18 protein-coding genes are annotated in these 22,482 nt (G+C 53.6%); 6 read left to right on the forward strand and 12 right to left on the reverse strand.

What is annotated here, in order from left to right:
• Nucleotides 1–169: 169 nt before the first annotated feature.
• The gene (gene htpG, locus AS19_RS07705) at nucleotides 170–2,017 is read right to left on the reverse strand and encodes a molecular chaperone HtpG (protein WP_011588770.1); all 1,848 of its coding nucleotides are present in this window, start codon (nucleotides 2,015–2,017) and stop codon (nucleotides 170–172) included.
• A gap of 208 nt (nucleotides 2,018–2,225) precedes the next feature.
• The gene (locus tag AS19_RS07710) at nucleotides 2,226–3,851 is read right to left on the reverse strand and encodes a hypothetical protein (RefSeq protein WP_041704957.1); all 1,626 of its coding nucleotides are present in this window, start codon (nucleotides 3,849–3,851) and stop codon (nucleotides 2,226–2,228) included.
• A 353-nt stretch (nucleotides 3,852–4,204) separates the two neighbouring features.
• On the opposite strand from AS19_RS07710, the gene AS19_RS07715 reads away from it, so the two are divergent.
• Complete coding sequence (locus tag AS19_RS07715; protein WP_011588772.1) at nucleotides 4,205–4,444, forward strand: PA3496 family putative envelope integrity protein; 240 nt, start codon at nucleotides 4,205–4,207, stop codon at nucleotides 4,442–4,444.
• Nucleotides 4,445–4,502: 58 nt separating this feature from the next.
• Here the strand turns inward: AS19_RS07715 and sucD are convergent, their stop codons facing one another.
• The 9 genes from sucD to sdhC form a co-directional block, all read right to left on the reverse strand.
• Nucleotides 4,503–5,378, reverse strand: coding sequence for a succinate--CoA ligase subunit alpha (sucD, locus tag AS19_RS07720; RefSeq protein WP_011588773.1), 876 nt, complete (start codon nucleotides 5,376–5,378; stop codon nucleotides 4,503–4,505).
• Complete coding sequence (gene sucC, locus AS19_RS07725; RefSeq protein ID WP_011588774.1) at nucleotides 5,375–6,544, reverse strand: ADP-forming succinate--CoA ligase subunit beta; 1,170 nt, start codon at nucleotides 6,542–6,544, stop codon at nucleotides 5,375–5,377. Before sucC ends, sucD begins: the two co-directional genes overlap by 4 nt.
• A 72-nt stretch (nucleotides 6,545–6,616) precedes the next feature.
• Nucleotides 6,617–8,056, reverse strand: coding sequence for a dihydrolipoyl dehydrogenase (gene lpdA / locus AS19_RS07730; RefSeq protein ID WP_011588775.1), 1,440 nt, complete (start codon nucleotides 8,054–8,056; stop codon nucleotides 6,617–6,619).
• An 89-nt stretch (nucleotides 8,057–8,145) separates the two neighbouring features.
• Nucleotides 8,146–9,411: a 2-oxoglutarate dehydrogenase complex dihydrolipoyllysine-residue succinyltransferase gene (odhB, locus tag AS19_RS07735; RefSeq protein ID WP_011588776.1), complete on the reverse strand. Its 1,266-nt coding sequence runs from the start codon at nucleotides 9,409–9,411 to the stop codon at nucleotides 8,146–8,148.
• A 15-nt stretch (nucleotides 9,412–9,426) separates the two neighbouring features.
• On the reverse strand, nucleotides 9,427–12,261 hold the full coding sequence (locus AS19_RS07740) for a 2-oxoglutarate dehydrogenase E1 component (RefSeq protein WP_011588777.1): 2,835 nt from the start codon (nucleotides 12,259–12,261) through the stop codon (nucleotides 9,427–9,429).
• A gap of 388 nt (nucleotides 12,262–12,649) precedes the next feature.
• Nucleotides 12,650–13,366: a succinate dehydrogenase iron-sulfur subunit gene (locus AS19_RS07745; RefSeq protein ID WP_011588778.1), complete on the reverse strand. Its 717-nt coding sequence runs from the start codon at nucleotides 13,364–13,366 to the stop codon at nucleotides 12,650–12,652.
• Between the two features lie 12 nt (nucleotides 13,367–13,378).
• Entirely contained in the window at nucleotides 13,379–15,154 is a 1,776-nt protein-coding gene (gene sdhA / locus AS19_RS07750; protein WP_046961893.1) for a succinate dehydrogenase flavoprotein subunit, read from the reverse strand.
• 3 nt (nucleotides 15,155–15,157) lie between these two features.
• Nucleotides 15,158–15,529, reverse strand: coding sequence for a succinate dehydrogenase, hydrophobic membrane anchor protein (gene sdhD, locus AS19_RS07755; protein WP_011588780.1), 372 nt, complete (start codon nucleotides 15,527–15,529; stop codon nucleotides 15,158–15,160).
• Nucleotides 15,523–15,900: a succinate dehydrogenase, cytochrome b556 subunit gene (gene sdhC / locus AS19_RS07760; protein WP_011588781.1), complete on the reverse strand. Its 378-nt coding sequence runs from the start codon at nucleotides 15,898–15,900 to the stop codon at nucleotides 15,523–15,525. The genes sdhD and sdhC overlap by 7 nt, the downstream gene beginning before the upstream one ends.
• Before the next feature lie 453 nt (nucleotides 15,901–16,353).
• Here sdhC and gltA point away from each other — a divergent pair, with 453 nt between their 5' ends.
• From gltA to AS19_RS07775, 3 genes are all read left to right on the forward strand, one after another.
• Nucleotides 16,354–17,637: a citrate synthase gene (gene gltA, locus AS19_RS07765; RefSeq protein ID WP_011588782.1), complete on the forward strand. Its 1,284-nt coding sequence runs from the start codon at nucleotides 16,354–16,356 to the stop codon at nucleotides 17,635–17,637.
• Between the two features lie 352 nt (nucleotides 17,638–17,989).
• Nucleotides 17,990–19,093, forward strand: coding sequence for an SMP-30/gluconolactonase/LRE family protein (locus AS19_RS07770; RefSeq protein ID WP_046961894.1), 1,104 nt, complete (start codon nucleotides 17,990–17,992; stop codon nucleotides 19,091–19,093).
• Nucleotides 19,090–19,971 (forward strand): NAD(P)-dependent oxidoreductase, encoded by an 882-nt coding sequence (locus tag AS19_RS07775; protein WP_046961895.1) that lies wholly within the window; start codon nucleotides 19,090–19,092, stop codon nucleotides 19,969–19,971. The genes AS19_RS07770 and AS19_RS07775 overlap by 4 nt, the downstream gene beginning before the upstream one ends.
• 125 nt (nucleotides 19,972–20,096) lie before the next feature.
• Here the strand turns inward: AS19_RS07775 and AS19_RS07780 are convergent, their stop codons facing one another.
• Nucleotides 20,097–21,134: an amidohydrolase family protein gene (locus AS19_RS07780; RefSeq protein ID WP_231860741.1), complete on the reverse strand. Its 1,038-nt coding sequence runs from the start codon at nucleotides 21,132–21,134 to the stop codon at nucleotides 20,097–20,099.
• Between the two features lie 234 nt (nucleotides 21,135–21,368).
• Here AS19_RS07780 and AS19_RS07785 point away from each other — a divergent pair, with 234 nt between their 5' ends.
• Nucleotides 21,369–21,776: an MbcA/ParS/Xre antitoxin family protein gene (locus AS19_RS07785; RefSeq protein ID WP_011588786.1), complete on the forward strand. Its 408-nt coding sequence runs from the start codon at nucleotides 21,369–21,371 to the stop codon at nucleotides 21,774–21,776.
• A complete protein-coding gene (locus AS19_RS07790) occupies nucleotides 21,767–22,474 on the forward strand; it encodes an RES family NAD+ phosphorylase (protein ID WP_011588787.1) in 708 nt (235 codons plus the stop codon). Before AS19_RS07785 ends, AS19_RS07790 begins: the two co-directional genes overlap by 10 nt.
• The last annotated feature ends 8 nt before the right edge of the window (nucleotides 22,475–22,482 follow it).

Raw genomic sequence — 22,482 nt, forward strand, 5'->3', positions numbered from 1 at the left:
AAGAACGCCGCAACAGGTAACGCGAGAAATGATGGGAATGGGCTTGCACCCAAACCCGCCTAACGCAGCCAAAGCGGCCCGGAAAGTAATCAAGCTGACACCAGCCGCTCTACGTGACCTCGTAAAGTCCCGTAGAGCGGACGGTCGAAAGCAGTCAGTGCTACGACTTTTAGACTGACTGAGATAACAACGCTTGCATCCGGCGCGCGGTCGCCGCCGGGTCTTTCGGTAATTGCCCCTCCGCCAGCATTGCTTGATCTAACAGCAAGGCAGCGAAATCATTGAATTTTTCATCTTCTTCAATGCGGGTCAGCGCTTGCAGCAAGGTATGATCGAGATTCACCTCCAGTACCGGCTTATTTTCCGGCACCGGTTGCCCGGCAGCTTCCAACATACGTCGCATTTGAGGCCCCAGCTGATCTTCTGCTAGCACCAGGCACGCAGGGGAATCCACCAGCCGTGTAGTGGCCCGGACTGCTTCAACCTGCTCGGTTAAGCTAGCGGCAAGGCGCTGGATCAAGGGATCATCATTATTAGCCTGTTCACTCTCATCCCCAAGGTCCAGTTCTCCGCGAGCCGCATTGACCAGTTTCACCTCTTTGTAGCTCTCCAGATACCCCACCATCCACTCATCCACAGGATCGCTGAGCAGTAGTACCTCAATGCCTTTCTTGCGGAATACCTCCAGATGAGGGCTCTGGCGTGCAGCCGACGGAGTGTCGGCAAGCAGATAATAGATGCAATCCTGATCGGCAGGCTTGCTCTCCAGATACTGATCCAAAGATGTACTCACTGAATCTGGTGTTTTGCTGGTGGCAAAACGTAGCAAGGCGGCAATGCTTTGCTGATTATCCCGGTCTTCTGCGACACCTTCCTTGATTACAGAACCAAACTGCGCCCAGAATTTGGCGTACTGCTTGTCATCGTTGCTGAGTTTTTTCAGCATTTGCAGCACACGTTTTGTCAAAGCGGACCGAATTTTCTGAACCGGACCGTAGTCCTGCAACAACTCGCGGCTTACGTTCAGGGGCAGATCCGGTGCATCAATCACCCCCTTAATGAAGCGCAGATATTGGGGCAGAAACTGTTCTGCATCGTCCATAATGAAAACGCGCTGAACATATAGCTTTAGGCCACGATTAGCTTCACGTTGATACAAATCGAAGGGGGCTTGAGCCGGGACATACAGCAGACTGGTGTACTCCAGCTTGCCTTCCACCTTGTTATGGCTCCAGGTCAGAGCATCCTGAAAATCATGACTGATGTGTTTGTAGAAGCTCTGGTATTCCTCGTCAGTCACCTCACTTCGCGGCCGCTGCCACAGAGCCGTAGCGGAATTAAGGGTTTCGGTTTTAGTGTCTTTGTCACCCTCTTGCGGCGTTTCCAGAACAATAGGGAAAGCCACATGATCAGAGTACTGGCCGATCACCTGACGAATTTTGAAATCATCCAGAAAATCCTTGGCATCATCACGCAGGTGCAAAATCACCGCTGTGCCCTGCTCATCACGGGGAACGGTTTCTACAGTAAATTCGCCCTTGCCATCACTTTCCCAGCGCACGCCGTTATTAACGGCTTCGCCCGCCTTGCGAGTTTCTACCGTAACGGTTTCGGCGACGATAAACGCAGAGTAAAACCCCACCCCGAATTGGCCAATTAACTGGGCGTCTTTTTTCTGGTCACCGCTAAGATTTGCCAGGAATTTTTCCGTGCCAGACCGAGCGATGGTACCCAAATTATCTACCACTTCGTTCTCACTCATGCCGATACCATTATCGGCAATCGTCAGGGTACCCGCGTCTTTATCCACGCGCAGGGTAATCTGGGGCTCACCACCCTGCTCCAGCAAAGCCGGGTTATCCAGTGCCTCAAAGCGTAGCTTGTCGCATGCATCAGAGGCATTAGAAATCAATTCACGTAAAAAAATTTCACGATTGCTGTAAAGCGAATGAATCATCAAATGCAGAAGACGGGATACCTCTGCCTGGAAACCATGAGTTTGTTTTTCGGCTGACACAGCTGACTCCTGAACCTACGAGTAATGTTGATCCAACAAATGTGGGCAAATCGATAGTTTTCAAGGGGGGGCTAACCAGGTAACCGGTAACGGAGCGTCCCTTTTGGTATGGTGCGACAAACATAGAATTCACGTAAGGAAAGAAAAAATGCAGGCCTGCCGTTCCATGCCCGACCAAAGCCCCCTCTTCCCTCTGTAGTAAATACCTTTAACGCGCAGCCTCAATATGGCGAATACTGTCAAGATCGTAGAAAAACTCCATACTGCCCGCGCCTACCGGCACACTCAAGGTCAGCTGATCATCGACCAGAGACTGCAGAACTCCGGTACGTTTCGATCCGTCACTGGCTTCAATAACCACTTTTTTTCCTATTAGCGTTTTAAGTTCACTGTGCCCTTCTGATGCTGGTTCAGTTGTTTCCGGTGACACTGGACGCTGTTGCACACTTTTCACCGACGCAGACTCAACCTTGGGTTGTTGCTGCGCGCTAATCGGCAATTTACTTCCCGTGGATTCCAGCAAGACTTGCTTACCCGATGACAGCGTCATGGATTTCAATTCCGGCGCCCCAACGCTACGCTCCACATTACCGCTACCCACGCTCATCACTAGCCAGAGGCGGTCGCCACTAATCTTGCGCAGTACACCTTCCAGTTTTTGGCCACCGATAGTTTCCAGCAACACAAATTGGTTCACGTACGCCACCAGCTCGGGGAAGGTCAGAGTGACCGGCTCGGGTGCTGTTGAATGTGTCTCCCCTGGCGTCTCAATGTTAGGTTCTACTAATTTAATGCCTTGATCCTGGGGAGCAACAGTTACCCGAGTGTCCATTGACCCAGGCACCACAGCCCAGCCCACATCGGCTTTTTCAAGACGAATCTTGCGCTCTTGAACTTCTCCATTACTTAATTCCACCGTTGCTATTACAAGGCCCACCTTCTCGGCCCGGTGCAAGGTCGCATGCTTAGTCTGAACATGGAGCAAAGCCCCCTGTGGGAACTGGGTTTTCAGAAACTCCTCCGCTACATAAGCGAGGGTGTCTTCATGATCGAAGTACAGATCAACCTCACCGTTGCGATAACGTAGGTGATTAGTGTGGGCGGTAAAATTCCCGCTTAGATAACTTTTAAAACTGTCCGGCATAACCAGCACAATCGAACCGGAGAGCTGACCTGTATCCAGTGGCGCCAGCGCCAACTCCATGCGGTAGCCACCTTCGAAAATTCGGGTTTCAGGGTAATCCTTGCCTTGCGGTTTCCAAGACAAATGGGCCACCGGAGCGCCCTCATCAGATGGACCAACGATCAGTGTCTTGCGTTCGGTAATATCTTCTGGATTCCAGCCTAGAAGAACACGCACTTCCAAATCCGCAAGAAATCCTTCGCCCTGACTAAGCGTCAACACCCCATCAATGAGAGCGACGCGATCGTAGCGAAAAGGTTCGCCATGCAGGCGGCCTGTGAGGCGCTTGCCCTGGCCCTCAACAACCAGTAACGCCGCCTCTTCCGAGGAAACAAAAGCGGTACTGCTTGCCTTCTTCTCGCCACGCAAGACCTGGCCACTCTGACTCGACATCGGCTGGACTGCGATATCTCCCGCTAGGCCACCAGTCATCACTAACAAGCCAACACCCACTGCCGTGGTTAGCACCGCACCCACACGAGCCAGCGCCCACCATCGGTAATATTCCCAGTGACTTTGCACCTGCCCAAAGCTGACCATAGGCAGCAGAAAAAAAAGCGGGCTGTGGCCCCTGCTACCAGCTTCATGCATCAAACCTAGCGTAGCGATAATAAGTGCGCTTACCCCAACAATGATCAGCAGTTCTGCCATATTATTATTTTCTCCATGAGCCCACACGCTATCGATAGGCGGCGAACATCTTCTCACTCTACAAAGCCTTCTGCAGGCATTCCAGCACTTAAGTTATTGTTTTTCCTATCAGGTTCAGGGCTATGACATGCATCACATTTAGCCTTCCGAAACGACCCGCTGCAAGTACTTATTCGCCCACAAACAGACCTTCCGCTCATCCTTTCAGCGCCACTCATCATTGAAAAAGAAAAAAAACTTGTAAGCCCCAAAATCACGAGATATACAAGCGCTGAGGACATTGGGAAACCGAAGACCCGGACCCGATTGATTCGCATAACAGGTTGTTTGAGGAGGTCAGGAAGGAGGCCACCATGAGTAACCATCGTGGTAATGAGCAAGACCTTGATTCGGAAGATCTGCTGATGAACGAAGATTTCGATATCCTTGATGACAACATTGAAGAGGATGAGCAGGAGGAGCGCAGCGCTCGCAGCCGCTCTGTCAACATGGACATGCGCCACCGCATTGAAGAACGGCTGGAAGAGCGACGCCTGAAGAAGGAACTCAATGAGTACGAGTCCTTTGAGCTGGACGACGATCGCCTCCACTAAAGCCCATAAAAAAAAAGCCGGCTATAGGCCGGCTTTTTTTAAAACGCTTGCGACGAACTTACCAGCCAGTCGCTTCTTTCACAGCCTTGCCAATCTCTGCCGGGTTACGCACAGTCTTCACTCCTGCCGCCTCCAGCACTGCGAATTTTTCGTCAGCGGTACCTTTACCACCGGCAATAATCGCCCCAGCATGCCCCATACGCTTACCCGCCGGAGCGGTAACACCCGCAATGTAGCTCACCACAGGCTTGGTCACATGCTCTTTAATATAGGCCGCCGCTTCATCTTCTGCGGTACCGCCAATTTCACCCACCATAACAATGGCTTCGGTCTGCGGATCATTCTGGAACAACTCCAGCGCATCAATGAATGTCATCCCCGGAATCGGGTCACCGCCAATACCAATACAAGAAGATTGACCAAAGCCCAACTTGGTAGTTTGGTTGACTGCTTCATAGGTCAGGGTGCCGGAACGGGACACAATGCCGACCTTACCAGGCGTATGAATATGGCCCGGCATAATCCCGATTTTGCACTCACCAGGAGTAATGACCCCTGGGCAATTCGGCCCGATCAGACGAATGCCATCTTTGCGGGAGATATACTCTTTGACGAAAAGCATATCCAGAGCAGGAACCCCTTCGGTAATGCAGACGATCAGCTCGATGCCGGCGTCTGCGGCTTCCAGAATGGAGTCCTTGCAGAACGGTGCAGGCACGTAAATTACGCTGGCAGTGGCCCCGGTTTCGGCAACGGCTTCTGCCACAGTGTTAAACACCGGCAAACCCAAATGCGTTTGACCGCCTTTACCCGGCGTTACACCACCCACCATCTGGGTGCCGTATTCAATGGCCTGTTCAGAGTGAAGCGTGCCCTGGCTACCAGTGAAACCCTGGCAGATAACCTTGGTGTTTTTGTCGATCAATACGCTCATGCGGCACCTCCCACTGCTTTCACTACCTGCTCGGCAGCATCATCAAAACTTTGTGCGGCAATGATGTTCATGCCACTTTCTGCCAGCTTCTGGGAACCCAGCTCCGCATTGTTGCCCTCCAAGCGCACCACAACAGGAACCGTTACGCCCACTTCTTCCACGGCGCCGATAATACCTTCAGCGATCAAATCGCAACGAACGATACCACCAAAAATGTTCACCAGAACGCCCTTTACTTGATCATCGGAGAGAATGATCTTAAACGCTTCGGTAACACGCTCTTTGGTGGCGCCACCACCCACGTCTAGGAAGTTGGCCGGCGCACCGCCCTTCAACTTCACCAAATCCATGGTGCCCATGGCTAGACCTGCACCGTTCACCATACAACCGATGTTGCCCTCTAGAGCGACGTAGTTCAGATCCCATTCTGCAGCGCGACGCTCGCGCTCATCTTCCTGGCTGGGATCGTCTAGGGCTTTGATGTCCGGATGGCGATATAACGCCGAGCCATCGACGTTGATTTTGGCATCCAAGCAGTGCAGGTCACCGGTGTCAGTGATCACCAGCGGGTTCACTTCGATCAGCGCCAGATCTTTGTCAACAAACAGCTTTGCCAGACCCACGAAGATCTTGGCGAACTGATTGACCTGTTTGCCTTCTAGACCCAACTTAAATGCGATCTCACGGGCCTGATAGGGCTGTGCACCTACCAGCGGATCAATCTCTGCCTTGAGGATTTTTTCCGGGGTTTCTTCTGCAACCGTTTCGATATCCACGCCACCTTCGGTGGAAGCCATGAACACAACACGACGGCTAGCACGGTCCAGCACTGCGCTCAGATACAGTTCTTTAGCAATATCCGTGCAGGTTTCTACCAGAATCTTTGATACCGGCTGACCATGTTCGTCGGTCTGAAAGGTCACTAACTGCTTGCCCAGCCACTTCTTTGCAAAGGCAGCGGCGTCTTCCGGTGTATCCACCAGCTTTACACCGCCAGCTTTACCTCGGCCCCCAGCGTGCACTTGCGCTTTTACGACCCACTTGTCACCGCCGATCTCTTTCGCCTTTGCTGCAACCTCTTCCGGGGTATCACAGGCAAAGCCGGTAGAGACTGGCAACCCATAATCAGCAAAAAGCTGTTTTGACTGATATTCATGGAGATTCATGCCAATACTTCCATCATCAATGAATTAGTGGCGCCCTGTTCAAGCGCCGTTATCGCGGCCATTCAAATATCGTTACTTTTTGCGACGACGCTGCGCCACATGGATTGCTTTAAAGTCTGTGGCCAAGGCTGCTTCATGAACGGTTTCTGACAGGCTTGGATGACCAAACACCATCAGCTGCAAGTCCTCTACGGTAGCCCCAAACTCCATGGCTATAACGCCTTGCTGAATCAGTTCGGACGCCTGAGGGCCTACCACGTGCATCCCCAGAATGCGGTCGGTTTTTTCATCCGCCACAAACTTCACCATGCCACCGGTTTCGCCGGCAGCCATGGCGCGCCCATTGGCGGCAAAAGGTACCGCTCCGGTCTTGTAAGCGTCGCCAGAATCCTTCGCTTCCTCTTCGGTCTTACCAACCCAGGCCAGTTCCGGGTGGGTATAAATCACACCGGGGACAGCGTCATAGTTCACTTGGGTACTTTCTCCCATGATCACTTCAGCCACCATCACGCCTTCTTCAATGGCCTTGTGAGCCAAGGCAGGGCCTCGCACCAGATCACCGATGGCGTAAACCCCGGGAACGTCGGTACGACACTGGTTATCGACATAAATATAGTTGCGCTCGTCCAAGGTCACCCCGGCGTCCTGACTGAGCAGGCCTTCGGTATAGGGGCGGCGACCCACAGCAACAATCAACCGGTCGAAGGTTTCTTCGTTCTCTCCGTCCTTGTCGCTATAACGGACCACTACCTGATCCTTTTTCACCTCAGAACCAGTGACACGGGCCCCCAGACGAATATCTAGACCCTGCTTGGCAAACTGCTTTTGGGCATCTTTGGCAATTTGTTTATCCACAGCCGGCAGGAAGGCATCTACAGCCTCCAGCACGACGACTTCACTGCCAAGTCGAGCCCAAACGCTTCCCAGCTCAAGACCAATCACGCCCGCGCCAATCACACCAAGGCGTTTCGGTACAGCATCAAATTCCAGCGCACCAGTGGAATCAACAATGATTTCTTGATCAACAGGAGCCACAGGAATATCTACCGGCACTGAGCCTGCCGCCAGAATTACATGCTCTGCCTGTAGTGTTTGGACATCGCCATCCAACGGCTGAAACTCAACCTGCTTTCCACTTTTCAGCTGGCCTGTGCCCTGTAACCAGGTCACCTTGTTGGCCTTGAACAATTGCGCGATACCGCCAGTGAGGTTTCTCACAATGGTATCTTTGCGCTTAAGCATGGTATCCAGGTCCAGCTCTGCACCCTTGATGTTAATACCGTGATCAGCCAGTGAGGACTCGGTTTCGTGGTACTTCCAAGAAGAATCCAGCAACGCCTTAGAGGGGATACAGCCTACATTCAAACAGGTCCCCCCCAAAGCCGGCTCATCTTGCTTATTAATGCGCTTTTCAATGCAGGCAGTATTCAGGCCCAGTTGCGCACACCGGATCGCAGCCACATAGCCACCCGGACCACCACCAATGATGATGACGTCATAGTTGTCAGCCATAATCTAATTCCTTCTATCGCGGTCAAGCTTCATACCGCAGCCACCACGCTTTAGGGGTGTGCTGCAGCATGAAGTACGCAGGCATACATTCAGATATCCAGCAACAGCCGCGCCGGGTCCTCGATAAAGTTCTTCACGGCAACCAAGAATTGCACCGCTTCCTTACCATCGATGAGGCGGTGATCGTAGGATAAGGCCAAATACATCATCGGCAGGATTTCCACTTTACCGTCCACTGCCATAGGCCTTTCCTGGATCTTGTGCATCCCCAGAATGGCCGTCTGCGGCGGGTTAAGAATCGGTGTGGAAATCAACGAACCAAACACCCCACCGTTGGAAATGGTAAACGTGCCACCAGTCATCTCTTCAATGGATAGCTTGCCCTTTTGGGCCTTCTGACCATATTCGATGATCTGTGACTCCACTTCCGCCAGACCTTTCTGGTCTGCGTCACGTAGCACCGGCACAACCAAGCCTCGCTCAGTAGAAACCGCCACGCCCACGTCGTAGTAGCCGTGATAAACGATATCTTCACCGTCAATAGACGCATTAACTGCTGGGAAACGTTTCAGCGCTTCCACGCAAGCCCGGGTAAAGAAGCCCATGAAGCCAAGGCGCACGTTATGGGCTTTCTCGAATTCCGGCTGGTAATGCTTACGCATATCCATGATCGGTTTCATGTTGACCTCGTTAAAGGTGGTCAACATTGCGGAGTCCTGTTGAGCCGATACCAAACGCTCAGCAATACGCTTACGCAAGCGAGTCATTGGAACTCTGCGCTCTTCACGCTCGCCTGGAGCGCCTGGCACATCAAGGGTGGCCGGTTGTTGCGGGGCGGGCTGATTGGCACGTTTTTGCGCCTTGTCGGTGATGACTTTTTCAACATCCCCTTTGGTGATGCGACCACCACGACCGGTGCCTTTAACTTGGTCTGCAGCAATACCATGCTCGCTCATCAGCTTACGAGCGGCAGGCCCCGCCTGATCACCGGAACTATCATCGTCATCGGCAGAATTGTCCGCACTCTCTGACTTTGCATCCTCTTTATGATCCGCTGATGCTTCTTTAGTATCCGTTTCTGCGGGCTTGTCATTACTACTGCCGGCACTGCCGCTGGCGCCTTCATCGAAGGTACCCAGCACTTGCTGGCTTTCCACGGTCTCACCCTCTGCCGCCATGATCTTACTGACCACGCCGTCAGCGGGTGCGACTACTTCCAGCACAACTTTGTCGGTTTCAATATCTACCAGCAGCTCGTCACGCTTCACCGCTTCGCCTTCCTGCTTGTGCCAGGTGGCCACGGTGCCGTCTGCTACTGATTCGGGAAACTGTGGAGCTTTGATATCAGTCGCCATGCCTAATCCTTACTGTTACTTAATCTCGAAGGCGTCCTGAACCAGACGCTGCTGTTGTTCCACGTGCAGTGACATTGAACCCGCCGCTGGGGCGGCCGCCATATCGCGGCCAGCATAATGCACAGGCCCCACGCCCGCTTTCTGCGCTACACGGTACATATGGTGCTGGGAGCAATACCAGGCGCCCTGATTCTTGGGCTCTTCCTGACACCAAACCAGATGTTCCAGGTTAGGGTACCCCTCAAGGATTTCCTGCAAGCGCTGTTCCGGGAACGGATACAGCTGCTCGATACGCACCAGTGCCGTGTCAATCAGGTCATCACTATCACGTTTTTCCAACAAGTCGTAATAAACCTTGCCGGAGCACATCACCACTCGTTTAATTTTTTTGCTATCCAGATCCGCCAGATCATCCAACACCGAATGGAAGGTGCCGTGGGCCAGATCTTCCAGGGAGGACGTCGCCTTCTTGTGACGCAGCAAACTCTTCGGACTCATCACCACTAACGGCTTGCGCAGAGGGCGTACTGCCTGACGACGCAATAGGTGGTAAATTTGGCCGGGAGTACTCGGCACGCACACTTGCATGTTGTGCTCAGCGCACAGTTGCAGAAAACGCTCCAGGCGTGCGGAGGAATGCTCCGGCCCTTGGCCCTCATAGCCGTGAGGAAGCAGCATGGTTAAGCCACACAAACGCCCCCACTTGGCTTCACCAGAAGAAATGAACTGGTCAATCACCACCTGGGCACCGTTGGCGAAATCACCAAACTGGGCTTCCCAAATCACCAATGACTTAGGCGTAGTCGTAGCGTAACCGTACTCATAACCCAGCACCGCTTCTTCAGATAGCAGCGAATCGTAAATGTCGAAACGCGGTTGCCCGTCGTAAAGATGCTGTAGTGGTACATACTGCTCACCGTTTTTCTGGTTATGCAGCACCGCATGGCGGTGGGAAAAAGTGCCACGGCCACTATCCTGACCCGTTAGGCGAATAGCAAAACCCTGATCAAGCAACGTCGCATAGGCCATGGTTTCGCCGTAGCCCCAGTTCAGCGGCAAGGCACCTGCTGTCATTTTGCGGCGATCTTCGAGGATTTTTTTCACCTGACGCTGAACCACAACGCCTTCAGGCGGTGTTTCCAGGCGTGTAGCCAAATCCTGCAGCTTCTTCAATGAATAGGTCGTGTCCCAGTCATCCTCAACCTGGTGGCCAATATATGGAGACCAATCCACAAATAAAGCCTTGTTCGGCTCTCTTACTAGGGATTTGACCACATGATTACCGGCATCAAGCATATCCCGGTAATCATCCACCGTTTTCTGAGCTTCCTGCTCACTGATCACTTTTTCGTTGATCAGCTTCTCTGCATACAGAGTTCGAGTGGTCGGATGGCTTTTGATTTTCTTGTACATCATCGGCTGAGTAGAGGACGGTTCATCCGCCTCGTTATGCCCCGACCGGCGATAGCAGAACAAATCAATCACCACATCCTTCTTAAACTGCATGCGGTAATCCACCGCTAGCTGAGTGACGAAGTAGACCGCTTCTGGATCATCTGCATTTACATGGAAAATGGGTGCCTGCACCATTTTTGCTACATCGGTGCAATACTCGGTAGAACGGGCATCATCACGACGACTGGTGGTGAAGCCCACCTGGTTGTTGATGATCACGTGCAAAGTACCGCCAGTATGAAAACCGCGGGTCTGAGACATCTGGAATGTCTCCATAACCACACCCTGGCCTGCAAATGCCGCATCGCCATGCAACAGAATCGGCACCACCTGTTCTCCACCCTCATCTTCACGACGATCCTGACGAGCCCGTACCGAGCCTTCTACAACAGGCGCCACAATTTCCAGATGAGAGGGATTGAAGGCCATGGCCAAGTGCACTTCACCGCCAGACGTCTGTACGTTGGACGAGAAGCCCTGATGGTATTTCACATCACCGGAGCCATTTTCGTTAAAGCTCTTGCCATCAAACTCTTCGAACAAATCTTTCGGGCTTTTGCCCAGGGTATTCACCAGCACGTTCAAACGGCCCCGGTGGGCCATGCCAATGACCAGCTCTTTGGCGCCGTAACTACCCACTCGCTGGATAATTTCATCCATCAGAGGAATTAGAGATTCACCACCTTCAAGACCGAAACGTTTGGTGCCTGGATATTTACTGCCCAAATATTTTTCCAGGCCCTCAGCGGCAGACAATCGCTCGAGGATATGTTTCTTAATATCAGCGCCATATTCTGGATGACAACGCACCCCTTCCATTCGTTGCTGCAGCCAGCGCTTTTCAGCGGTGTTGACCATGTGCATGTACTCAGCACCCACGCTGGAGCAGTAAGTACTGGTCAGGCAGTCGACAATATCGCGGAGGGTGGTTTCGGGTTTACCGATAAAAAGGTTACCCGTTTGAAATACCGTATCCAGATCAGCCGTGCTGAGGCCATGATGCGCCAACTCCAAATCTGGAACGGACTCGCGCTCCATAATGCCCAGCGGATCCAGCTTGGCCACTTGGTGGCCTCGATTTCGGTAGGCTGCAATCAAATGCAGCACGCGGACCTGACGACGCTCGTGCTCCGTACTGACAGCACCGGCACCAAACTTCTGCACACGCGACCGGTTCTTCGCCTGCAGCAAGAAGTATTCACGCACGGCGGCGTGGGGCACGTCTGATTCGACGGCGGCATCAACACTGGGGAGTTTTTCGAAATAAACGCGCCAGTCTTCCGGCACGGAATTAGGATCGGTCAGGTAGGATTCGTACAGTTCATCGACATAGGCAGCGTTGGCTCCCCCAATATGGGAGGACTGCCATTGGCGCTGCATGGAACTGTCTTGCATGTTAGCTCGTTCCTTCGGCGGGAGGTTGTCACACTCTGTGGCATGAGTAACTGCGACCACAGGGGGGCGACCCTGTTCCCGTACGCTCGTATTTCGGAACAACGCCTTTTAAGCCCTGTTCCACCCATAAGATGCAGCACTCTATCTCACCCATACCGAGTCGGGTCTGGGTAGAAGCCTGCTACCTCTCGTCGAGGGATTACCCCGAACTGCTAGCTAGTGTATCCCTTTTAATTCGGTTTTGTTAGGCACCGAATTCATAAATTAACTTATGACTCTTTCCGAATGTTTCTGCAATTGGCGAAAAGTCGAATAGACAAAAAAAACGACATTTCAAATGCTCCAGATACAAAAAAGGCGACCAGTAAGGTCGCCTTCTTCGTTCGGATCAGATGCCCCGCTCCAACAACATTGAGCGGATATGGCCAATGGCCCGGGTCGGGTTCAATCCTTTCGGACAAACGCTGACGCAGTTCATGATGCCGTGGCAGCGGAACAGACTAAAGGGGTCGTCCAGTTTAGACAGACGCTCTTCGGTCACCGTGTCGCGACTATCCGCCAAGAAGCGATAGCTTTGCAACAAGGCAGCCGGCCCCAGGAACTTATCCGGGTTCCACCAGAAGCTCGGACAGCTGGTTGAACAGCACGCACAGAGAATACACTCGTACAGACCATCCAGCTTTTCACGCTCTTCCGGGCTCTGCAGGCGCTCAATGGCCGGAGCCGGCGAGCTATTCTGCAGGTACGGCTGCACTTTTTCGTACTGGCTATAGAACATGCCCATGTCTACGACCAAGTCGCGAATCACCGGCAGGCCCGGCAACGGGCGCAAGATCAATGGCTTCTTACCTTCCAGAACACCTGGCGCCACCTGAGACAGCGGAGTGATACACGCCAAACCGTTCTTGCCGTTCATGTTCATGCCGTCGGAACCGCATACCCCTTCACGACAGGAGCGACGGTAAGACATGGACTCATCCTGCTCTTTTACCAAAGCAAGGATATCCAGAACCATGAGGTCTTTACCTTGGGTATCGACCTCGTATTCCTTCATACTCGGTTCGCGATCCGTTTCCGGATTGTAGCGATAGATACTGACTTTCATCGTTAGCTCCCCTTAGTAGGTCCGCGCCTTGGGCTGGAAAGTATCAACGGTCTTCGGTTTGAAGTTCACGTCGCGCTTGCCCAGCTTTTTGGCTGTGGGGTCGAAGATGGAGTGGCAAAGCCAGTTCTCATCATCGCGATCCGGGTAATCGTAGCGAGAATGCGCACCACGACTTTCGGTGCGGCCTTCCGCGGCGATGGCAGTCGCTTCCGCCACTTCCAGCAAGTTATCCAGCTCCAGCGCTTCAATGCGCGCGGTGTTGAATGGCTTGCTCTTGTCATCCAAGTGCGCGTTGGCAATCCGCTCACGCAGATCGGCCAGCTTAGCTACACCTTCGGCCATCAGGTCGCCCTTGCGGAACACACCAAAGTGATTCTGCATCACACTCTGCAGCTCTTTGCGCAGTGCGGAGACAGACTCGCCACCTTTGGAGTCATCCCAACGACGAACCCGGGAAAGGGCCTCATCAATGTCTGCATCACGCGGCTCGTATTGCGTCATGCCCTGACGCAGAGCATCTTCAATGTACAGACCCGCCGCACGACCAAAGACCACCAGATCCAGCAACGAGTTACCACCTAAGCGGTTGGCGCCATGTACGGATACACAGGCCACTTCACCCACTGCGAACAAACCGTTCACGAACTGTTCTTCGCCTTCATGGCCACCGGTCAGCTTGAGCGCCTGGCCGTGAACATTGGTGGGAATGCCGCCCATCATGTAATGACAGGTAGGTACAACCGGGATCGGCTCTTTCACCGGATCAGTTTGCGCGAAGGTAATAGCAAGCTCACAGATACCCGGCAGGCGGCTATGCAGCACTTCTTCGCCAAGATGATCAAGCTTCAGGTAAACGTGATCACCATCCGGGCCATCGCCACGGCCGTCCAAGATTTCCATCATCATGGAACGCGCAACAACGTCACGGGACGCCAGATCTTTGGCGTTTGGAGCATAACGCTCCATGAAACGTTCGCCATCCTTGTTGATCAGGTAACCCCCCTCGCCCCGGCAACCTTCGGTTACCAGCACACCAGCACCAGCGATGCCGGTGGGGTGGAACTGCCACATTTCGATGTCCTGCACCGGCAAGCCCGCACGTAGGGCCATGCCCACACCGTCACCAGTGTTAATCAAGGCATTGGTGGTAGAGGCATAGATACGGCCAGAACCTCCGGTGGCAAATACCGTTGCCTTGGCTTTGAAGAACACGGTCTCGCCGGACTCGATGTCGATGGCAATCACGCCACAAACATTGCCGTGAGCGTCTTTTACCAGCTCAGCCGCATACCACTCATTGTAGAACTGGGTGCCGTTCTTCAGGTTCTGCTGGTAGAGCGTGTGCAGCAGCGCATGGCCGGTACGGTCAGCGGCCGCACAGGTACGTGCTGCCTGGCCACCTTCACCAAAGTTCTTCGACTGGCCGCCGAAAGGACGCTGATAAATACGGCCTTCTTCGGTACGGGAAAATGGCAGACCCATGTGGTCCAGCTCATACACCGCTTCCGGACCCACATTACACATGTACTCGATCGCGTCTTGGTCACCGATATAGTCGGAACCTTTCACGGTGTCGTACATGTGCCAGCGCCAATCGTCATTAGGATCGGAGGAGGCAATTGCACAGGTAATACCACCCTGGGCGGATACCGTGTGAGAACGCGTTGGAAAAACCTTAGAAATCAGCGCAGTCTTAAAACCGGACTGAGCCATTTGCAGTGAGGCGCGCATACCTGCACCACCACCACCTACGACGATAGCGTCAAACGTAATAGTGCGAATAGACATGGCTTACGCCCCTCCCCAGATCAAAACAAGACCCCACAGCAGGTAAACAACCAGCGCCAATGCAATTGCCACCTGGGCAATCAAGCGAACACCGGTAGCCGCTTTACCAAAGGTCAGGCTAGTCAGGTAGTCAGTGGTTACGCCCCACACACCAACCCAGGTATGTGCAACGACAGAAATTACCAGCAAGGTATTGGCTATCTGCATGCAGATAGATCCCATGAAGGCTTTCCAGCTGCTGTAGTCAAGGTCACCCACTGTGATCAGGTAGCCCAGCATGCCGATCATATAGACACCGATGATGACAGCGGAAACTCGCTGAATCAGCCAGTCATACAGGCCATTACGCCCCAGGCTCGTTACACTGGTTACCATATCCAGCCTCCTACCAGCAAAATCAATACCACAGAAATGAGGAAAGTCAGTTTGGCGCCACGACGGCCGCCTTCTAAGCTTTCACCAACTCCGGCATCCATAATCAGGTGACGAATACCCGCCACTAGGTGATACAGCAATACAGACAGAATGGCCCATACCACCAGTTTCACCAGCAGTGAGGTCATCATCAGTTCTTTCAGGTCCGCAAAGCTCTCGGGAGACGTCAGGGAGCGATCCAACATCCACAGCAGAATGGGTAGTGCCAAGAAAATGGCAACACCCGTTACGCGGTGAGTGATAGATGCTATAGCCGTGACCGGGAACTTGATCGTGCTCAGATCGAGGTTTACGGGTCGCTTATCGTTCACGGTAGCCTACTTATAGCCGGGCCTCAGTTAAGAGGCGGTTGTCGGGAACTTAGCAGAGTCATTGAGATCAGAACGTGAAGCCTGATCTTAATAATCTGCCCGGGCCGGGGTGGGCCCGTGTGAAACCCCCAGCAGGAGGTTTCTGCCGGGCGGCAGTATATCGCCGCGACTTGCGCAAAACAAACGCTGCGGGTGACAATTATTGTGCAAGCACCGGCTAACGCCTTGATTTACAATGATGCACCCGATGTGAACGTCATTAAATTCTGTTGCACCATGCTAAAGCAAAAACGCCACTGCGGCGTAACAAGCTGTTTACCTTACAAAAGTCTGAGCCACTGGTTCGCCCTTGCGCGTTGACAAAGGTGTGTCAAAACCTTACCTTCCCCCGCGTTTTGGAGGACCTTCCTTACCTTGAGGAACGTTCCCTCGTCCGCCAATGGAGAGATTCCCATGACCGAGAAGAAAGCCACTCTCAAGGTAGAGGGTCAGGACCTGGACCTGCCGATCTACACCCCTACTCTGGGCCGCGACGTTATCGACGTGTCCAAACTGGTAGCCAACGGCGTCTTTACTTTCGACCCGGGTTTCACCTCTACCGCTTCCTGTGAATCCAAAATCACCTTTATCGATGGTGAAGTGGGTAAACTTCTGCACCGCGGCTACTCTATCGAGGAGCTAGCAGGTCAGTCTGAATATCTGGAAGTGTGCTACACCCTGCTGTACGGCGAACTGCCCACCGCAGAACAGAAAGAAAAGTTTGTCAGCACGGTGAAAAACCACACCATGGTGCACGAGCAGATTCGTAATTTCTTCAACGGTTTCCGCCGTGATGCGCACCCCATGGCCATCATGTGTGGCGTAGTGGGCGCCCTGTCCGCCTTCTACCACGACTCTCTGGACATCAACAATCCTGAGCACCGTGAAATCACTGCGTACCGTCTGATCGCCAAGATGCCTACCATCGCGGCCATGTGCTATAAGTACGCTTTGGGCCAGCCTTTCATGTACCCACGCAACGACTTGGGTTATGCGGAAAACTTTCTGCATATGATGTTCGGCAACCCCTGTGAAGAATCCAAGATCAGCCCGACCCTGGCCAAGGCCATGGACCGTATTTTTATCCTGCACGCTGATCACGAGCAGAACGCCTCCACCTCCACCGTACGCTTGGCTGGTTCCTCTGGCGCCAACCCGTTCGCCTGTATTGCTGCGGGCATTTCTGCCCTGTGGGGCCCGGCACACGGCGGCGCTAACGAAGCCGTACTGAACATGCTTGATGAAATCGGCTCACTGGATAACATCGACGCCTACATCGCCAAAGCAAAAGACAAGAACGACCCGTTCAAGCTGATGGGCTTCGGCCATCGCGTTTACAAAAATTATGACCCCCGTGCCACCGTGATGCGCGAATCTTGCCACGAAGTATTGGCCGAACTGGGCGTAAATGATCCGCAGCTGGCGCTGGCCATGAAGCTGGAAGAGATCGCCCTAAATGACCCCTACTTTAAAGAGAAAAAGTTGTTCCCCAACGTGGACTTCTACTCCGGCATCATCTTGAAAGCGATTGGAATTCCCACTTCCATGTTCACCGTAATCTTTGCCCTGTCTCGCACCGTTGGCTGGATTGCACACTGGAACGAAATGATCTCCAACCCGTACAAGATTGGTCGTCCGCGTCAGCTGTACACCGGCGAAGCCGAACGTTCATTCGTTCCGGTCAACGAGCGCAAATAAGCGCTTCGCTATCGCCCGACAAAAAAAACCGCCTTCGGGCGGTTTTTTTTGTGCCTGCAGACACATCAACCTGAAAAATATTCTTCCAAAATTCACTAAAAAACGCGCCTGCAAACATAGAAATTACATAATTTACGCTGCCGCTAATCGACCTTGCACCCCATCATTAACATCCATTCGCCACTGAACATGAAACCCAATACTCACGGTGCATGAAGCGTCCTTTAGCGAAACAGATTTTTCCCACTATCCTAGCCACGTTTATTGCCAATGATTAACATCTTGCATTTGCGTGGCCGCGCCGTGCATGCAAGCATCAGGGCCTCGCTCGCTAACCAATGCAGACCTAATAATGAAAAAAATCATCGCCCTTGCCGTTATTGTTACCCTGGCCGCCTACCTTTTATTCTGGCCCGTCAGCATAGAGCCTGTTGCTTGGCAGGCGCCGAAAGCCCCAGCTCTGGATGGTCCCTTCGCCACTAACACCGCCCTTCGCAACAGCAAAATCATCGGCGAAGATCAGGGCACTGGTCCGGAGGACGTGGCTATCAATAATGATGGTTACCTATACGTGGGCTATGACGATGGCCGCATCGTTCGTTTCGACCCAAACGGCCAAAACCCTGACTTGATTGCCAATACTGAAGGGCGCCCTCTTGGATTGGATTTTTCCCCCTCCGGAGACCTCATCGTTGCCGATGGTTACAAAGGGCTCTTGAGTGTCAGTGCTAGTGGCGCCATCACCATATTGAGTACCAGCGCCAATGGTCTGGACTACCGCTTCACCGATGATGTGGACGTGGATAGCAACGGTATCGCCTATTTCTCCGATGCCTCCAGCAAATTTGGCCCCGCCATGCACGCCCGCGACGACATCATGGAGCACGGCGGCCACGGGCGGCTGTTGCGTTATGACCCGAATACAGAACAGGCCGAAGTGTTACTTGACGGCCTGCAGTTCGCCAACGGCATCGCCCTTTCCCAGAATGAAGACTTCGTACTGGTTACCGAAACAGGCAACTACCGCATCGTTCGCTACTGGCTCAAAGGGGAGAAAGCCGGCAGCCACGATATCTTTATGGACAACCTGCCCGGCATCCCTGATGGCATTTCGGCGAACGGCGAAGGCACTTTCTGGCTTGCCCTATTCAGCCCCCGCAGTGCCATTCTCGACAGCCTCTCCGACAAGCCTCTGCTTCGCAAAGTCGCCTTGCGCATGCCCAGCTTTCTGCAACCCCAAACAGTAGCCCACGGCTTTGTACTCGGCCTTGATGAGCAAGGGCAAGTCACTCACAACCTGCAAGATAACAGCGACAGCGCTTTCGCTCCCATCACCAGCGCGGAGCAACACGGTAACACCCTGTACCTGGGCAGCCTCACCGAACCTCGCTTCGCCGCCTTCACCCTGCCCGGCACACCCACTGCAACAGTCCACGATGGAGCCAACAAACAATGAGCACACTAAACGCGGCTTTTATCGGCCTTGGCACCATGGGCTACCCCATGGCTGGCCACCTGGCCGAAGCAGGCATTGCCATGACCGTTTACAACCGCACGGCCCAACGAGCGCAACAGTGGACGCGCGATTACCCAGGCAGTCACGCGCCCTCCCCCGCAGACGCCGCACGGCATGCGGATCTGGTCTTTATTTGCGTCGGAGACGATAACGATCTACGCCAAGTCACCCTTGGTGATGACGGGGTTATGCAAACTCTCGCCAAGGGCGCTGTTCTTGTGGATCACACCACCGCCAGTGCAGAAGTGGCCCGCGAACTTGATGCCGCCAGTCGCAAACAAGGCAGTTATTTTCTCGATGCCCCGGTGTCTGGGGGCCAACAGGGTGCACAGAACGGCCAATTATCGATCATGTGTGGCGGAGACGAAGCCACCTATCAGCGGGTACTGCCAACGCTGCAACATTACGGCAAAGCCATCAATCTGATGGGCCCGGCAGGCAGTGGCCAGCTAACCAAGATGGTCAACCAAATTTGCGTGGCCGGGCTGGTAGAAGGGCTCGCTGAAGGACTCGCTTTCGCTCTTAATGCGGGCCTTGATGCCAACAAAGTCTTCGAAACCATCAGCCAGGGGGCCGCCGGCTCCTGGCAAATGGTGAACCGCCACGAGACCATGATCGACGACCAGTATGAGCACGGTTTTGCGGTGGATTGGATGCGAAAAGACTTGGATATCTCTCTGCGCGAAGCGGTTCGAAACGGCACACCCTTGCCCATCACTGAACAAATAAACGACTTTTACCGTGAGATTCAGTCCATGGGCGGCGGCCGCTGGGACACCTCTTCGCTACTCCGTCGACTGCAAAAAATCCCCACTTAATAGCAAATATTGCCCTCTTACGGTTTTCGAACCGCTAACGTCTTCACCATGGGAGTCTAATTTTCCACACATTAAGAGCCTGAGAACGAGGAAACGATATTTTTACATCGCGAAGAAGCCATCCATTAAGGGGCGGATTTTGTTGCCCCTTTTGGGGGCACAAGACCATCTGCGGTGCCGTGAGAAAGCTGCTGCGCCACTTTTTTGGGCAGCGCATCAAGCAATGGATCGTATTCTTCCATCACCCTTCCCATGCTATCAAAGTGGCCCACCAGATCCGTTCCCAGGGTAAAGCGGTTCGGAAATTCACGAATGAGCGTTAGCCATTCCTCATTGGGCTCACCGTCATCGATCAAATAGTGGTCTTTAACGCTCCAAGATAAATCAATAAACAGATTGTCATAACGGCTTAGCAGTGCTCGAAGAATAGGCGGCAAGGTACCCAGCGGCCCCTGCCGCTCTTCAATCCCACCACTGGTTCCGGCGTGGGCCAGCAAGAAATGTGTCCCAGGGTGCGCGTCTAACGCTTCTTCCAACTCGCCGAGGTAGATCGGTGTCTCTTCGCGCAATGACGTCAGGTTGCTGTGTAGCAATACGGGCAGGTCGTAACGACCCGCCATCGCATACACCTTCATTAGCGCGGGATGATTCGCTCGAGGCGTCTCGCCTTCGGTCCAGGCGGTAAGCTGATCGTGACGGGTCAGAATTTCCCCCACCCCCTGCCAGAACCCAGGATAACGTTCAATTAAGCGCTCTATCTGCTCGGCGGCGTGCATGTCCGTGGGGTTGAAACCACTGATAAACGGCTGCAGCCGGGCCTGCTGATCTTTCGGTAATGAAAGCACCGCCTGGGCCACAATGTCATCGGTAGCACTGTAGTAATATAGCGGGGCCTCATCGCCCAGGTAGTATCGCGGGCGACGCGGTGCCTCTGCCTGCCACTTCTTCATCACTGGCAAGCCGAACACCCAGGCGCGCTCCACGCCCGCATCATCCATGGCCGCCATCATCGCCTGCGGTCCCTCACTCTCCTGCATGAAATCCACATAATGCAGGTGCGCATCCGTCCACTGCCGCTGGCCGGCAGTGGCAGCACTGGCACACCCTCCCGCCACAAGAGCCAACAGCACACTCGCACCTAACACCTTGACTCTATTTACCATCCGGCACTCCCAATCCATTTCTCAACCAACCGCACTTTACCGTTGGGTGTCGCAAATGCCACGACTCCCGACAGTGACTCCTGTGGCCGCCGTACGTTCAGAAATATGACACTTTCTTACCTTTGCGCTGAAGCTGACGCCTAGCTGCGACCCTGTATCATTAGGCCTTCAATATGTCTATATATAGACAATTATTAACACATGGTTCACTATTAACCCTAATAGGAGACAATCATGGAACCCGCAACAGCCTATATCCCACAAGCTCTGGACGACGGCGCACGCCACGCAGCTCTACGTGCTGTGCTTAAACTACTGGAACACTGGCAGTGCAGTGAAAAGGAAAAAATGGCGCTATTGGGTGTGGGGCGCTCCACCCTACACAAGTACCAGAACCAACCAGAAAGCGCCCGGGTCGGGCAGGATCTATTGGAACGCCTCAGCTATCTGTTGAACATCCACCAAGCGCTACGGACCTTGTTTGGCAATAAAGAGAATGTGTATGGCTTTATCCGCATGGCAAACCATAACCCCTTTTTCAATGGCCTCACCCCTATGGACATCATGAGCAACGGCCGGGTTGCCAGCCTTTATGAAGTGCACCGCCAGCTCGATACCCTTCGAGGCGGTCAATGGGGTTAAAAACACAGGGGGCGGATACACTGCCGCACACATCCTTATCCGAGCAAACGGCTTACCGCTTGGTCAACGGAAAATATCCCCCTATCGCGATCTTCGATGACGTGGCCGACCAGGCGGATTTTGATGCACTGTACGCCGTGCAGGCGCTGACCAACCCGCGCCTACAAAATGATATCGGCGATCTGAATCGGGTCCCCCCGGAGCAGCGCCCATGGGGCATTCCCGGCTGCAACTACGCCTTGGGGCCCTTTGTGCATGTCAATCCAGCAGGGTCGCGCTTTTCTGATGGCCATTTCGGGGTATTCTATTGCGCCGACCGCATGGCAACCGCCATTGCAGAGACCCGCTATCACCAACAGCGTTATTTTCAGCAAGTCGATGGGCTCAAGTATGACCGCATTGTGATGCGCGGCCTGAAGGTACACTTCACCGCCACCCTCGTAGACATCACCCCGGCTGATCACCACCCTCAGTGGCACGCAGCCGATGACTACACCGCCGCGCATCAGCTTGGTCGGCAATTACGCGAACAACAGCGCAACGGCATCCATTACGAATCTGTCCGCGCCGTCGGGCGTTATTGTTATGCCCTGCTAACCCCTCAAGTCATCGCCAGTATTACTCCCTGTGCTCACTACGAATATATTTGGGACGGCGAAACAATCGCCCACACGCTTACCATTCGCGGCTTTAACTGAAACACTGC

Origin of the sequence: Alcanivorax sp. NBRC 101098 (assembly GCF_001010505.1) — a bacterium.
Classification (GTDB): Bacteria; Pseudomonadota; Gammaproteobacteria; order Pseudomonadales; family Alcanivoracaceae; genus Alcanivorax; species Alcanivorax borkumensis.